The organism is Pseudomonas cavernicola, from assembly GCF_003596405.1.
Classification (GTDB): Bacteria; Pseudomonadota; Gammaproteobacteria; order Pseudomonadales; family Pseudomonadaceae; genus Aquipseudomonas; species Aquipseudomonas cavernicola.
Genome location: NZ_QYUR01000004.1, coordinates 1 through 15,641, shown reverse-complemented (window position 1 = coordinate 15,641; position 15,641 = coordinate 1). Strand labels below are relative to the sequence as shown.

Sequence of the window (15,641 nt, the reverse complement as noted above, 5' to 3'; positions counted from 1 at the left end):
CTCCTCGAGCGAGCCGGTGAGTGCCTGGCCATGCAGCCTGGAACCAGCCTGTTCGGGGGCGCGGCCGCTGACGAAGACGGTCATACCGGCAGCGCCGAGAGCCAGAGCAATGCCCTTGCCGACGCCACGACTGGCGCCAGTGACGACGGCGACCTGGGTTAGTTCTGTATTCATATGCAGCTCCTGGATTTTGTGCACGATCGGCGCCGTTTTCAGGCTCAGCTTCGCGGATAAATCCGCTCCTACAAAAAGCCCCGCAGTCGCGGCCATTTCACAGGCCGGACACGGCTCCCTGTGGGAGCGGATTTATCCGCGATGGGTGGCACCTACGCACTAGTTAGGTTAATAGCGACGGACTGCTCAAGCGCTGGATCATCAGGCTCTGGTTCTTGATATGGTTCGCCGCCAGGTAACCGAAGGTCATGGCCGGGCCTATGGTGGAGCCGGCACCCGGGTAGGTACGGCCCATCATCGAGGCCGCGCTGTTGCCGATCGCATACAGGCCGGCGATCGGCTGACCATCCACATGCAGTACGCGGGCATGCACGTCGGTGAGCAGGCCGCCCTTGGTACCGATATCGCCGGCGTCGATGCGCACGGCATAGAACGGCCCCTTGTGCAGCGGTGCCAGGCAGGGATTGGGCTGCACATTGGGATCACCGTAGTAGCGGTCGAACAGCGACTCGCCCTTATGGAAATCCTCGTCGCGCCCCTGCACGGCCATGGCGTTGAAGCGCTCCACGCTGCGCGCCAATCCAGCGGGATCGACGCCGATCTGCCCGGCCAGGGCCTCCAGGCTCGCGGCCTTGTGGAAATAGCCACGCAGGTGCTTTGGCAATTGCCAGTCTGGCTGGGCGTAACCGGGCAGCAGCGCGCCGCAGGGGTATTTGCGCCGGAACTCGGCGTCGAAGACCATCCAGCAGGGCACGCTCACCGCGCCTTCGCGGTTGTTGGCATACATGGCGTAGACGATGTCGGTGTAGGGCGCTGCCTCGTTGACGAAGCGCTGGCCGGCGGAGTTGACCAGCACGCAGCCGGGCAAGGTACGTTCGACGAACAGCGCGCGCTGTTTTTCCTCACCCGCAACATGGGTGGTGGGCGCCCACCAACTGTGCCCCATCAGGGCTGTGTTCGCGCCTATGGCCTGGCCGGCGCGGATGGCGTCGCCGGTATTGTTCGGCGGCGTGGCGCTCCAGGTGGTCAGCGAAGGTTGTGGCAGATACTGCTCGCGCATCGCCTGGTTACGTTCGAAACCACCGGCGGCGAGGATCACCCCATGGCGCGCCTTGATCCGTAGCGGACGCCCCTCACGGCTGGCCAGCACGCCACTCACCCGGCCGTCCTCGACTATCAACTCTTCTAGCGCGCAGTTCAGCCACAGGGGTAGCGCGCGGTCCAACAGGGAGGCGCGCAAGGCGCCGATCAGCGCATTGCCCAGGGTCAGGAAACGGTCGCGGCGCGACAGCCGCCGACCCTCCCTATCCCGCCAGTAGCGCCAGATCACCCGCAGGGTCAGGCCGAGCCAACCCGGCCCACGGCAGAGCAGCACCTGCGCCTCCTTCATGGTCATGGCCATGCGCCCCATCATCAGGGTGCCGGGCGACGGCGGGCGCATGCGCAAAAATTCCTCACCCAGTTCGGCGGCATCGAACGGCTGCGGGTCCATGGAGCGGTAACCCGGCTTGCCGCCCTCCACCTCCGGGTAATAGTCGGCATAGTGGGGCTGCGCCTCGAAGCGCACCCGGCTGTGCCGCTCGAGGTACTCGACCATCTCGCGGCCGTGCTCGACATAGGCCTCGATGCGCCCATCGTCGATTTCCCCGTGGGTCACCGCTTTGATATAGCGAATCGCCTCCTCCACCGAGTCCGTACCGCCGAGCGCGGCGATCCGATGGTTATTCGGAATCCAGATGCCGCCGCCGGACACCGCCGAAGTGCCGCCATACTCCGCGCTCTTCTCGAGCAGCAGCACATTCAGCCCCAGGTCATGGGCGCGCAGCGCGGCGGTCATGGCCCCCGCTCCCGAGCCGACCACCAGCACATCGCAGCAGTCATCCCAGTTGATTTGCCGTCACTCATGCGGCTCGCTCCTTTCTTGTTATACGAAGAGGCGCGCGCCGGACGGGCCGGCGGCAGTTAGACGGATTCTTATCCCCGCCCCGGCGAGCAACATCGTCCGATGGGACTACGGGCAAAGGGTATGGGCGATGTGAATGCGGGCGCTCTGGTATGGGCTGTCTTCGTAGGGCGGGTGAAACCCGCCAAATAAAAACAAGCCCACACTATTAGCCAACCATCAGTTCTTTACCGCGCGGGTTTTACCCGCCCTACAAGGCTGTCGCTTTCTTCGGCGGCTTTGGGCGGCGCAGACAGTCTGCCCGGCGGGCAGCGCCATGCCGGAGCGGACGATCAGCAGCGGCGCTCCGGCAGTCGAAGCCTGGAATTTGAACCAAACTGATCTTAGGGGATCGTCCGCGCTCACTAGTCTTTATGGACGATGTTGCGATTCCCCCCGTGACCACATAGTCAGTCGCGCCTCACTTAACTGAACCTTGAGCGTAGGGCCTCGATGCCTTGCCTCACCGAGAGGAACAAAATGATAAGAACAACAAAAAGCCAACTCCGTACACCGCTGAACAGCGCCATTCGCTTTGCGCTGGTAAGCCTGGCTGGCGGTTTGAGCCTGCAAGCCCAGGCGCTGTCCTTCCAGCCCAGCGATGAGGTGGCCATAGATCTGGACACCACCCTGAGCTATGGCCTGGCCTGGCGTACCGACGACCGCGACCACCGACTGACCGCTGACGCCAATGGCAACGACGGTGACAACGCCTTCGACAAAGGCAGCCTGATCAACAACCGCGTCGGCTTCCTCACCGAAGCCAACGTCAAATGGCGCGAAGACTACGGCCTGTTCGTTCGCGCCGCCGGCTTCTACGACAACGTCTACGACCAGGGCAACGACAATGACACCGGCACCTCCAACTGTTTCGCCGGTGGTCAGTGCGCAAGACCCGACCGCTTTCCCCAGGACACCATCGACCAGCACCGCGAGGACCTGCGCCTGCTCGACTCCTACTTCTATGGCACCTGGGATGTAGCCGGCCGCGACCTCAACCTGCGCCTCGGCGATCAGGTGGTGAGCTGGGGTGAGAGTCTGTTCTACCAAGGCATCTCGTCCGCGCAGAGCCCGGTGGACGCCACCAAGGCGACCACCCCCGGCGTCGAGGTCAAGGAGATCCTGCTGCCGGTCGGCCAGCTGTTCGCCCAGTACAGCCTGACCGACAACCTCAACCTGCAGGCCTACTACCAGTACGAGTGGGAAAAACCGAACTGTTCGGGGTCGGCAGCTACTTCTCCACCACCGACCTGATCGACGAAGGCGGCTTCAACGACGCCAGCGGTTTCCTCAAGCGGCTGGACGACGACGAACCGTCCGACAGCGGTCAATACGGCGTGGCCATGACCTATACCGCCGAATCGCTGAACAATACCGAGTTCGGTGTTTACTATTCGCGTTTCCACGACAAGGCTCCGACGCTGGATTTCCTCAGCGACTTTGGCAGCTACCGGGTGCGCTACTTCGACGACATCGACCAATACGGCGCCAGTTTCGCCACCGTACTCGGCGACACCAGTTTCTCGGGTGAGGTCAGCTACCGCGATGGCCAGCCGGTGCTGGTCGATACCGCCACCACGTTCAACGGCTTCGGCTTCCCCATCGACATCCCGCTCCCGCCGCACGCGGTAAGTGCCGAAACCCTGCAAGCGCAGATGTCCATGATCCATGTGGTTGGCCCAACCTCCTGGGCGGACAACACCACCCTGGTCGGTGAAGTGGTTTACAACAACGTCATGGACAACGACAAGGCGGAGTCTTTCACCGTCTTCATTCCTGGCATAGGCCCCCTCAACACTCCGGAAACCGACAAGCTCTTCAAGGACCGAGACGCCTGGGGCTACACCGTCCAGGCCTCGTTCGACTACAACAACGTGTTCAGCGGCTGGGACATGTCGGTTCCCATCACCTACAGCACCGCAGCGCAACGCGATAGCTCGCTACTGGGCTCGATCAACTCGGGCGAGGGCGACGATCGCATGAGTGTCGCCAGCTCCTGGCGTTACCTCAACAACTTCACCGTGGAGGCTAGCTACAACGCTTTTCTGGGCAACTCGAAGAATGCCCCCTTGGCAGACCGCGACAACGTCGCCCTCAACTTCAAATACCGTTTCTGAAGCCTCTGACGGAGGAACCCAGCATGACCAGAAGCACCCAAACCCTGTTCCGCACGGCCCTGGCCGTTACCCTGCTCAGCGGCAGCCTTGCCGTTCAAGCCAAGGTCAGCAACGAAGAGGCCGCTCGCCTGGGTCAAGATCTGACCCCCATGGGCGCCGAGAAAGCCGGCAACGCCGACGGCAGCATCCCCGCCTGGTCCGGCAAATGGCGCGGCGCCCCGCCCCAGGTGAAATTCGCGGGCCCCGGCACGCCCTATCCAGACCCTTACGCCGATGAAAAACCCTTGTTCACCATCACCGCAGAGAACGTGGCGCAGTACGCCGACAATCTCAGCGATGGCCAGAAGGCGCTGCTCAAACGCTATCCCACCACGTTCAAGATCCCGGTTTACCCGAGTCACCGCGACTTCCGCTACGACCAGAAGACCGATGACAACATCAAACAGAATGCCCTCAACGCCGAGCTGATCGACGGCGGCTACGGCACCAAGAACGCCTTCGGCGCCTCGCCCTTCCGATCCCGAAGAACGGCAGCGAGCTGATGTTCAACCACGTCCTGCAGGGGCGCGCCGCGAAAGAAGAGGCCGACTACCTTCAGGTCGTGAACTATGCCGATGGCAACAAGGTCTTCGAGAAGGTCAACTACAAGATCCTCTCGACTTGGTCCGACACGAACCTTACGTTGGAGTCAGTCAATGGCGTTATGTCGCACTTCCTGCTGACCACTATGGAGCCCGTGCGCAAGAAAGGTGAGATGGTCGTTGGCCACGAATTCATCAACCCCGTAGCCTCACCCCGGCAGGCGTGGATGTACGCACCAGGCCAACGCCGGGTACGTCGCGCACCCACTGTGGGCTATGACTCGCCCACCGGTGCTGGCGGCTTTCGCGTCTATGACGAGGACCGTCTGTTCAACGGCGCACCAGACCGCTACGAGTGGACGATCCTGGGCAAGAAAGAGCTCTACATCCCCTACCACAACTACAAGCTCGACGATCCCAGCGTGAAGGCCGAGCAGTTGCTGGCCACCAAGGGCCACGTCAACCCTGACTATATGCGGTATGAGAAACACCGCGTCTGGGTGCTGGAAGCCAAGCTGAAGGAAGGCAGCCGCCACATCTACGCCAAGCGCGTGCTCTACCTCGACGAGGACTCCTGGGCGGCTACGCTGGCTGACAACTACGACAACCGTGGCCAGTTTTGGCGCACCAACATGCAAGCCTCGATCTACACCTACGACACCCAGCGTTATCACGCCCGGTTGGGTATGTACCATGACCTGATCGCCGGCTCCTATCTGGTCGACCGGCTGCTGGTTGACCAGCAACCGGCGAAGTTGAATGCCAGCAACTTCACGGAAAGCGATTTCACCCCAGGCAACCTGCGCAAGTTGGGTACGCGCTAAGAACCTGCTCAAGATCGTCGCGAGCGCAGGTCAGGCAAGGCGAAAACAGGCGAGGACGCGGAGTTTACGAGTGGTAAATGAGCAGTCCGAGCCTGTTTTCAACGCAGCATGGCCAAGCGCAGCAGATATTGAATAGGTTCTGAGCCTAGCTCCCTGATCGGCCCGTTCGCTCAGGGAGCCCAATTGCAGCCGGCGTGCGGCACAGCACAATCCGCACGCCAGCAGCATATCTGTCGAACCTCTGTAACCAAGCCTTGCCAGACTGGCGGTGCCGCTGCGCCCCGCCGGTGATGGCCTTACTTTGATCGCATGGAGACGATAATAATGAATAAGTTGTTAACCGCCGCCCTGGGCGTGGCCGGTGTGAGCCTGTCACTGCAGGCCAATGCTTTGAACATCCTGCTAACCAACGATGACGGCTGCCGTGCGCCGGGCATCGGCTTCGTCTACCAGGCACTGGTTGGCGCCGGTCACCAGGTCACCCTGGTCGGCCCGCTGAACGACAGCAGTGGTATCGGTGCCGCCAGCGTGGTCAACCCCGGCCAGGCCGTGGCGGTGACCGAGCTGGCGCCCGGCAAGTTCTGCGTCGGCCCGCCGGAAGGCTACACCCCTCCGGCCGGCAAGACCTCGGCAATCGGCACGCCGGTGGATGCGGTCAACGTCGGCCTTGGCCTGCTGCTCAAGGACAACCCACCGGATCTGGTGGTCTCCGGGACCAACTTCGGCGACAACGTCGGCCCACTGACCCAGATGTCCGGCACAGTGAACGCTGCCGTACGCGCCATGTTCAAGGGGGTGCCGGCGGTGGCGGTGTCTACCGCGATCGACATGGAGCTGTTTATGCGTGACCGCCAGGCTGGCTACCTGAAGACCCTGAACGCCATGGACGACACGGCCAACTTCGCGGTGAAGGTGATCGACAAGGCCTCTGCAACCGGTGCCCAGGCCAAGCGTCAGTGCGAGCAGAGCAAGGACAAAGCCAAGCCGTTCTGCGAGCTGAACGTACTCGGTTTGCCAGGCACCACCGGGCTGAACATCAACTACCCGGCCCGCGAAGCCAGCGAGGTGACTGGCGTCAGCTATGCACCGATCGGCGACTGGGGCACCGTGAACTTCGTCCCGCAGCGCGGCGCGGATGGCATTGTACGGGTCAATCTGGTGTCGCCACCGACCCCGACAGCAGCCCAGCAGCAGGCCGATGCTTATCAGCTGTGGTCGGGCAATGCGGTGATCACCGTAATCGACGGCAATATGACCGCGTTACCGGCGCTGCAGGAGAAGGCCAAGCTGATGCTCGAAGGTCTGAAACCCTGATTCAGCAGATATAAAAAAGCCCCGCCTAGTGCGGGGCTTTTTTATGGGGCTAATCAGCGCAGATCAATCTTCGCGATAGCGACGCAGCTTCAACTGCTTACCTGCCACACGAGTGTCCTTGAGCTTGGTCAGCAGACGCTCCAGGCCATCTTCCGGCAGCTCTACCAGGCTGAAGCTGTCACGCACCTGAATGCGACCGATCGCCTCACGAGCCAGGCCGCCTTCGTTGAGGATGGCACCAAGCAGATTCTTCGCGGCGATACCATCACGGGCACCCAGCGCAGTACGGCAACGCGCACGGCCATCGGCCAGCGGCATCGGCGCGCGACGCTCACGCACATCACCACGCTCGGAACGCTCACCGCTACGCTCGCTACGTTCACGCGGTGCACTGTTCGGCACCAGCGGCTGCTCACGCTCGACTTCAGCCAGGGTCAGCGCTTGGCCGTTGGTGGCTTTGCGCAGCAAAGCCGCGGCCAGCGCACGCGGGCTGCAACCGATATCGGCGGTCAGACGATCCAGCAGATCGCCATGCGTCGCTTCAGCATCAGCCACCAGCGGCGCCAGGCTGCTGGTCAGCTTCTTGATGCGTGCCGTTAGCACAGCAGCAGCATCTGGCAGGCGCACTTCGGCGACTTTTTGTCCAGTCACACGCTCGATCACCTGCAGCATGCGGCGCTCAGCGGCGTCACAGCAGCAAGGCGCGACCGGTACCGGCACGCCGGTAGACGATACGGTGCACATAGGATTCCGGATCGGCATATCCGTTCATCACGTGACGCGGCATCGGCCCGCGCCGTAGTCAGATCCGGATCACGGCTCGCGAGCATCAGGCGCCGATGTCCGGCGACCTGTCGTCAGGCGAGCCGGCATCCAGCTGCGGCTGACGGTGCATGCGCAGAATCCGAGCGTGTGATCGACTCGCTGAAAGATGGCCGCTGGACATCGTCGTTGCTACCGACGTCGCGGCCCGTGCCTTGACGTGCCGCGCATCATCACGTGATGAACGTGGATATGCCGTACGATCCGGAATCCTATGTGCACCGTATCGGTCGTACCGGGCGTGCCGGTCGTACCGGTCGCGCCTTGCTGCTGGTGACGCCGCGTGAGCGCCGCATGCTGCAGGTGATCGAGCGTGTGACTGGACAAAAAGTCGCCGAAGTGCGCCTGCCAGATGCTGCTGCTGTGCTAACGGCACGCATCAAGAAGCTGACCAGCAGCCTGGCGCCGCTGGTGGCTGATGCTGAAGCGACGCATGGCGATCTGCTGGATCGTCTGACCGCCGATATCGGTTGCAGCCCGCGTGCGCTGGCCGCGGCTTTGCTGCGCAAAGCCACCAACGGCCAAGCGCTGACCCTGGCTGAAGTCGAGCGTGAGCAGCCGCTGGTGCCGAACAGTGCACCGCGTGAACGTAGCGAGCGTAGCGGTGAGCGTTCCGAGCGTGGTGATGTGCGTGAGCGTCGCGCGCCGATGCCGCTGGCCGATGGCCGTGCGCGTTGCCGTACTGCGCTGGGTGCCCGTGATGGTATCGCCGCGAAGAATCTGCTTGGTGCCATCCTCAACGAAGGCGGCCTGGCTCGTGAGGCGATCGGTCGCATTCAGGTGCGTGACAGCTTCAGCCTGGTAGAGCTGCCGGAAGATGGCCTGGAGCGTCTGCTGACCAAGCTCAAGGACACTCGTGTGGCAGGTAAGCAGTTGAAGCTGCGTCGCTATCGCGAAGATTGATCTGCGCTGATTAGCCCCATAAAAAAGCCCCGCACTAGGCGGGGCTTTTTTATATCTGCTGAATCAGGGTTTCAGACCTTCGAGCATCAGCTTGGCCTTCTCCTGCAGCGCCGGTAACGCGGTCATATTGCCGTCGATTACGGTGATCACCGCATTGCCCGACCACAGCTGATAAGCATCGGCCTGCTGCTGGGCTGCTGTCGGGGTCGGTGGCGACACCAGATTGACCCGTACAATGCCATCCGCGCCGCGCTGCGGGACGAAGTTCACGGTGCCCCAGTCGCCGATCGGTGCATAGCTGACGCCAGTCACCTCGCTGGCTTCGCGGGCCGGGTAGTTGATGTTCAGCCCGGTGGTGCCTGGCAAACCGAGTACGTTCAGCTCGCAGAACGGCTTGGCTTTGTCCTTGCTCTGCTCGCACTGACGCTTGGCCTGGGCACCGGTTGCAGAGGCCTTGTCGATCACCTTCACCGCGAAGTTGGCCGTGTCGTCCATGGCGTTCAGGGTCTTCAGGTAGCCAGCCTGGCGGTCACGCATAAACAGCTCCATGTCGATCGCGGTAGACACCGCCACCGCCGGCACCCCCTTGAACATGGCGCGTACGGCAGCGTTCACTGTGCCGGACATCTGGGTCAGTGGGCCGACGTTGTCGCCGAAGTTGGTCCCGGAGACCACCAGATCCGGTGGGTTGTCCTTGAGCAGCAGGCCAAGGCCGACGTTGACCGCATCCACCGGCGTGCCGATTGCCGAGGTCTTGCCGGCCGGAGGGGTGTAGCCTTCCGGCGGGCCGACGCAGAACTTGCCGGGCGCCAGCTCGGTCACCGCCACGGCCTGGCCGGGGTTGACCACGCTGGCGGCACCGATACCACTGCTGTCGTTCAGCGGGCCGACCAGGGTGACCTGGTGACCGGCGCCAACCAGTGCCTGGTAGACGAAGCCGATGCCCGGCGCACGGCAGCCGTCATCGTTGGTTAGCAGGATGTTCAAAGCATTGGCCTGCAGTGACAGGCTCACACCGGCCACGCCCAGGGCGGCGGTTAACAACTTATTCATTATTATCGTCTCCATGCGATCAAAGTAAGGCCATCACCGGCGGGGCGCAGCGGCACCGCCAGTCTGGCAAGGCTTGGTTACAGAGGTTCGACAGATATGCTGCTGGCGTGCGGATTGTGCTGTGCCGCACGCCGGCTGCAATTGGGCTCCCTGAGCGAACGGGCCGATCAGGGAGCTAGGCTCAGAACCTATTCAATATCTGCTGCGCTTGGCCATGCTGCGTTGAAAACAGGCTCGGACTGCTCATTTACCACTCGTAAACTCCGCGTCCTCGCCTGTTTTCGCCTTGCCTGACCTGCGCTCGCGACGATCTTGAGCAGGTTCTTAGCGCGTACCCAACTTGCGCAGGTTGCCTGGGGTGAAATCGCTTTCCGTGAAGTTGCTGGCATTCAACTTCGCCGGTTGCTGGTCAACCAGCAGCCGGTCGACCAGATAGGAGCCGGCGATCAGGTCATGGTACATACCCAACCGGGCGTGATAACGCTGGGTGTCGTAGGTGTAGATCGAGGCTTGCATGTTGGTGCGCCAAAACTGGCCACGGTTGTCGTAGTTGTCAGCCAGCGTAGCCGCCCAGGAGTCCTCGTCGAGGTAGAGCACGCGCTTGGCGTAGATGTGGCGGCTGCCTTCCTTCAGCTTGGCTTCCAGCACCCAGACGCGGTGTTTCTCATACCGCATATAGTCAGGGTTGACGTGGCCCTTGGTGGCCAGCAACTGCTCGGCCTTCACGCTGGGATCGTCGAGCTTGTAGTTGTGGTAGGGATGTAGAGCTCTTTCTTGCCCAGGATCGTCCACTCGTAGCGGTCTGGTGCGCCGTTGAACAGACGGTCCTCGTCATAGACGCGAAAGCCGCCAGCACCGGTGGGCGAGTCATAGCCCACAGTGGGTGCGCGACGTACCCGGCGTTGGCCTGGTGCGTACATCCACGCCTGCCGGGGTGAGGCTACGGGGTTGATGAATTCGTGGCCAACGACCATCTCACCTTTCTTGCGCACGGGCTCCATAGTGGTCAGCAGGAAGTGCGACATAACGCCATTGACTGACTCCAACGTAAGGTTCGTGTCGGACCAAGTCGAGAGGATCTTGTAGTTGACCTTCTCGAAGACCTTGTTGCCATCGGCATAGTTCACGACCTGAAGGTAGTCGGCCTCTTCTTTCGCGGCGCGCCCCTGCAGGACGTGGTTGAACATCAGCTCGCTGCCGTTCTTCGGGATCGGGAAGGGCGAGGCGCCGAAGGCGTTCTTGGTGCCGTAGCCGCCGTCGATCAGCTCGGCGTTGAGGGCATTCTGTTTGATGTTGTCATCGGTCTTCTGGTCGTAGCGGAAGTCGCGGTGACTCGGGTAAACCGGGATCTTGAACGTGGTGGGATAGCGTTTGAGCAGCGCCTTCTGGCCATCGCTGAGATTGTCGGCGTACTGCGCCACGTTCTCTGCGGTGATGGTGAACAAGGGTTTTTCATCGGCGTAAGGGTCTGGATAGGGCGTGCCGGGGCCCGCGAATTTCACCTGGGGCGGGGCGCCGCGCCATTTGCCGGACCAGGCGGGGATGCTGCCGTCGGCGTTGCCGGCTTTCTCGCGCCCATGGGGGTCAGATCTTGACCCAGGCGAGCGGCCTCTTCGTTGCTGACCTTGGCTTGAACGGCAAGGCTGCCGCTGAGCAGGGTAACGGCCAGGGCCGTGCGGAACAGGGTTTGGGTGCTTCTGGTCATGCTGGGTTCCTCCGTCAGAGGCTTCAGAAACGGTATTTGAAGTTGAGGGCGACGTTGTCGCGGTCTGCCAAGGGGCATTCTTCGAGTTGCCCAGAAAAGCGTTGTAGCTAGCCTCCACGGTGAAGTTGTTGAGGTAACGCCAGGAGCTGGCGACACTCATGCGATCGTCGCCCTCGCCCGAGTTGATCGAGCCCAGTAGCGAGCTATCGCGTTGCGCTGCGGTGCTGTAGGTGATGGGAACCGACATGTCCCAGCCGCTGAACACGTTGTTGTAGTCGAACGAGGCCTGGACGGTGTAGCCCCAGGCGTCTCGGTCCTTGAAGAGCTTGTCGGTTTCCGGAGTGTTGAGGGGGCCTATGCCAGGAATGAAGACGGTGAAAGACTCCGCCTTGTCGTTGTCCATGACGTTGTTGTAAACCACTTCACCGACCAGGGTGGTGTTGTCCGCCCAGGAGGTTGGGCCAACCACATGGATCATGGACATCTGCGCTTGCAGGGTTTCGGCACTTACCGCGTGCGGCGGGAGCGGGATGTCGATGGGGAAGCCGAAGCCGTTGAACGTGGTGGCGGTATCGACCAGCACCGGCTGGCCATCGCGGTAGCTGACCTCACCCGAGAAACTGGTGTCGCCGAGTACGGTGGCGAAACTGGCGCCGTATTGGTCGATGTCGTCGAAGTAGCGCACCCGGTAGCTGCCAAAGTCGCTGAGGAAATCCAGCGTCGGAGCCTTGTCGTGGAAACGCGAATAGTAAACACCGAACTCGGTATTGTTCAGCGATTCGGCGGTATAGGTCATGGCCACGCCGTATTGACCGCTGTCGGACGGTTCGTCGTCGTCCAGCCGCTTGAGGAAACCGCTGGCGTCGTTGAAGCCGCCTTCGTCGATCAGGTCGGTGGTGGAGAAGTAGCTGCCGACCCCGAACAGTTCGGTTTTTTCCCACTCGTACTGGTAGTAGGCCTGCAGGTTGAGGTTGTCGGTCAGGCTGTACTGGGCGAACAGCTGGCCGACCGGCAGCAGGATCTCCTTGACCTCGACGCCGGGGGTGGTCGCCTTGGTGGCGTCCACCGGGCTCTGCGCGGACGAGATGCCTTGGTAGAACAGACTCTCACCCAGCTCACCACCTGATCGCCGAGGCGCAGGTTGAGGTCGCGGCCGGCTACATCCCAGGTGCCATAGAAGTAGGAGTCGAGCAGGCGCAGGTCCTCGCGGTGCTGGTCGATGGTGTCCTGGGGAAAGCGGTCGGGTCTTGCGCACTGACCACCGGCGAAACAGTTGGAGGTGCCGGTGTCATTGTCGTTGCCCTGGTCGTAGACGTTGTCGTAGAAGCCGGCGGCGCGAACGAACAGGCCGTAGTCTTCGCGCCATTTGACGTTGGCTTCGGTGAGGAAGCCGACGCGGTTGTTGATCAGGCTGCCTTTGTCGAAGGCGTTGTCACCGTCGTTGCCATTGGCGTCAGCGGTCAGTCGGTGGTCGCGGTCGTCGGTACGCCAGGCCAGGCCATAGCTCAGGGTGGTGTCCAGATCTATGGCCACCTCATCGCTGGCTGGAAGGACAGCGCCTGGGCTTGCAGGCTCAAACCGCCAGCCAGGCTTACCAGCGCAAAGCGAATGGCGCTGTTCAGCGGTGTACGGAGTTGGCTTTTTGTTGTTCTTATCATTTTGTTCCTCTCGGTGAGGCAAGGCATCGAGGCCCTACGCTCAAGGTTCAGTTAAGTGAGGCGCGACTGACTATGTGGTCACGGGGGAATCGCAACATCGTCCATAAAGACTAGTGAGCGCGGACGATCCCTAAGATCAGTTTGGTTCAAATTCCAGGCTTCGACTGCCGGAGCGCCGCTGCTGATCGTCCGCTCCGGCATGGCGCTGCCCGCCGGGCAGACTGTCTGCGCCGCCCAAAGCCGCCGAAGAAAGCGACAGCCTTGTAGGGCGGGTAAAACCCGCGCGGTAAAGAACTGATGGTTGGCTAATAGTGTGGGCTTGTTTTTATTTGGCGGGTTTCACCCGCCCTACGAAGACAGCCCATACCAGAGCGCCCGCATTCACATCGCCCATACCCCTTTGCCCGTAGTCCCATCGGACGATGTTGCTCGCCGGGGCGGGGATAAGAATCCGTCTAACTGCCGCCGGCCCGTCCGGCGCGCGCCTCTTCGTATAACAAGAAAGGAGCGAGCCGCATGAGTGACGGCAAAATCAACTGGGATGACTGCTGCGATGTGCTGGTGGTCGGCTCGGGAGCGGGGGCCATGACCGCCGCGCTGCGCGCCCATGACCTGGGGCTGAATGTGCTGCTGCTCGAGAAGAGCGCGGAGTATGGCGCACTTCGGCGGTGTCCGGCGGCGGCATCTGGATTCCGAATAACCATCGGATCGCCGCGCTCGGCGGTACGGACTCGGTGGAGGAGGCGATTCGCTATATCAAAGCGGTGACCCACGGGGAAATCGACGATGGGCGCATCGAGGCCTATGTCGAGCACGGCCGCGAGATGGTCGAGTACCTCGAGCGGCACAGCCGGGTGCGCTTCGAGGCGCAGCCCCACTATGCCGACTATTACCCGGAGGTGGAGGGCGGCAAGCCGGTTACCGCTCCATGGACCCGCAGCCGTTCGATGCCGCCGAACTGGGTGAGGAATTTTTGCGCATGCGCCCGCCGTCGCCCGGCACCCTGATGATGGGGCGCATGGCCATGACCATGAAGGAGGCGCAGGTGCTGCTCTGCCGTGGGCCGGGTTGGCTCGGCCTGACCCTGCGGGTGATCTGGCGCTACTGGCGGGATAGGGAGGGTCGGCGGCTGTCGCGCCGCGACCGTTTCCTGACCCTGGGCAATGCGCTGATCGGCGCCTTGCGCGCCTCCCTGTTGGACCGCGCGCTACCCCTGTGGCTGAACTGCGCGCTAGAAGAGTTGATAGTCGAGGACGGCCGGGTGAGTGGCGTGCTGGCCAGCCGTGAGGGGCGTCCGCTACGGATCAAGGCGCGCCATGGGGTGATCCTCGCCGCCGGTGGTTTCGAACGTAACCAGCGATGCGCGAGCAGTATCTGCCACAACCTTCGCTGACCACCTGGAGCGCCACGCCGCCGAACAATACCGGCGACGCCATCCGCGCCGGCCAGGCCATAGGCGCGAACACAGCCCTGATGGGGCACAGTTGGTGGGCGCCCACCACCCATGGTTGCGGGTGAGGAAAAACAGCGCGCGCTGTTCGTCGAACGTACCTTGCCCGGCTGCGTGCTGGTCAACTCCGCCGGCCAGCGCTTCGTCAACGAGGCAGCGCCCTACACCGACATCGTCTACGCCATGTATGCCAACAACGCGAAGGCGCGGTGAGCGTGCCCTGCTGGATGGTCTTCGACGCCCGAGTTCCGGCGCAAATACCCTGCGGCGCGCTGCTGCCCGGTTACGCCCAGCCAGACTGGCAATTGCCAAAGCACCTGCGTGGCTATTTCCACAAGGCCGCGAGCCTGGAGGCCTGGCCGGGCAGATCGGCGTCGATCCCGCTGGATTGGCGCGCAGCGTGGAGCGCTTCAACGCCATGGCCGTGCAGGGGCGCGACGAGGATTTCCATAAGGGCGAGTCGCTGTTCGACCGCTACTACGGTGATCCCAATGTGCAGCCCATCCCTGCCTGGCACCGCTGCACCAAGGGGCCGTTCTATGCCGTGCGCATCGACGCCGGCGATATCGGTACCAAGGGCGGCCTGCTCACCGACGTGCATGCCCGCGTACTGCATGTGGATGGTCAGCCGATCGCCGGCCTGTATGCGATCGGCAACAGCGCGGCCTCGATGATGGGCCGTACCTACCCGGGTGCCGGCTCCACCATAGGCCCGGCCATGACCTTCGGTTACCTGGCGGCGAACCATATCAAGAACCAGAGCCTGATGATCCAGCGCTTGAGCAGTCCGTCGCTATTAACCTAACTAGTGCCGTAGGTGCCACCCATCGCGGATAAATCCGCTCCCACAGGGAGCCGTGTCCGGCCTGTGAAATGGCCGCGACTGCGGGCTTTTGTAGGAGCGGATTTATCCGCGAAGCTGAGCCTGAAAACGGCGCCGATCGTGCACAAAATCCAGGAGCTGCATATGAATACAGAACTAACCCAGGTCGCCGTCGTCACTGGCGCCAGTCGTGGCGTCGGCAAGGGCATTGCTCTGGCTCTCGGCGCTGCCGGTATGACCGTCTTCGTCAGCGGCCGCGCCCCCGAACAGGCTGG

At 62.5% G+C, this 15,641-nt stretch carries 5 protein-coding genes and 7 pseudogenes; 7 read left to right on the top strand and 5 right to left on the bottom strand.

The genetic code is table 11. The features are described from left to right. Both D3879_RS27640 and D3879_RS15980 read right to left on the bottom strand, forming a co-directional pair. The coding region (locus tag D3879_RS27640; protein WP_119955282.1) for an SDR family NAD(P)-dependent oxidoreductase at nucleotides 1–174 on the bottom strand (174 nt) is incomplete at its 3' end. A gap of 163 nt (nucleotides 175–337) precedes the next feature. Next, nucleotides 338–2,065 carry an FAD-binding protein gene (locus tag D3879_RS15980; RefSeq protein ID WP_274381385.1) on the bottom strand — a complete coding sequence of 576 codons (1,728 nt, stop codon included), beginning with the start codon at nucleotides 2,063–2,065 and terminating at the stop codon, nucleotides 338–340. A gap of 504 nt (nucleotides 2,066–2,569) precedes the next feature. On the opposite strand from D3879_RS15980, the pseudogene D3879_RS27900 reads away from it, so the two are divergent. The 3 genes and pseudogenes from D3879_RS27900 to D3879_RS15965 all read left to right on the top strand — a co-directional run bounded on the left by D3879_RS27900 (nucleotide 2,570) and on the right by D3879_RS15965 (nucleotide 6,952). Then, nucleotides 2,570–4,233, top strand: a pseudogene (locus tag D3879_RS27900) (DUF1302 domain-containing protein). Nucleotides 4,234–4,256: 23 nt separating this feature from the next. Then, nucleotides 4,257–5,638: pseudogene (locus tag D3879_RS27895) on the top strand (DUF1329 domain-containing protein). Between the two features lie 324 nt (nucleotides 5,639–5,962). Continuing rightward, nucleotides 5,963–6,952, top strand: coding sequence for a 5'/3'-nucleotidase SurE (locus D3879_RS15965; RefSeq protein WP_119953875.1), 990 nt, complete (start codon nucleotides 5,963–5,965; stop codon nucleotides 6,950–6,952). Between the two features lie 63 nt (nucleotides 6,953–7,015). Here D3879_RS15965 and D3879_RS15960 read toward each other — a convergent pair. After that, nucleotides 7,016–7,709: pseudogene (locus D3879_RS15960) on the bottom strand (DbpA RNA binding domain-containing protein); the annotation flags it as partial. Between the two features lie 113 nt (nucleotides 7,710–7,822). On the opposite strand from D3879_RS15960, the pseudogene D3879_RS15955 reads away from it, so the two are divergent. Then, nucleotides 7,823–8,677 (top strand): annotated as a pseudogene (locus D3879_RS15955) (DbpA RNA binding domain-containing protein); the annotation flags it as partial. Between the two features lie 63 nt (nucleotides 8,678–8,740). Here the strand turns inward: D3879_RS15955 and D3879_RS15950 are convergent. After that, a complete protein-coding gene (locus D3879_RS15950; protein WP_119953875.1) occupies nucleotides 8,741–9,730 on the bottom strand; it encodes a 5'/3'-nucleotidase SurE in 990 nt (329 codons plus the stop codon). A 324-nt stretch (nucleotides 9,731–10,054) separates the two neighbouring features. Beyond that, nucleotides 10,055–12,968 (bottom strand): annotated as a pseudogene (locus D3879_RS27140) (DUF1302 family protein). 641 nt (nucleotides 12,969–13,609) lie between these two features. On the opposite strand from D3879_RS27140, the pseudogene D3879_RS27130 reads away from it, so the two are divergent. The 3 genes and pseudogenes from D3879_RS27130 (at nucleotide 13,610) to D3879_RS27510 (ending at nucleotide 15,348) form a co-directional block, all read left to right on the top strand. Next, a pseudogene (locus D3879_RS27130) lies at nucleotides 13,610–14,100 on the top strand (FAD-binding protein). Further along, nucleotides 14,022–14,756: pseudogene (locus D3879_RS27515) on the top strand (FAD-binding protein). Before D3879_RS27130 ends, D3879_RS27515 begins: the two co-directional pseudogenes overlap by 79 nt. Continuing rightward, nucleotides 14,731–15,348, top strand: coding sequence for an FAD-binding protein (locus D3879_RS27510; protein WP_274381384.1), 618 nt, complete (start codon nucleotides 14,731–14,733; stop codon nucleotides 15,346–15,348). The pseudogene D3879_RS27515 and the gene D3879_RS27510 overlap by 26 nt, the downstream one beginning before the upstream one ends. Nucleotides 15,349–15,641: the final 293 nt, after the last annotated feature.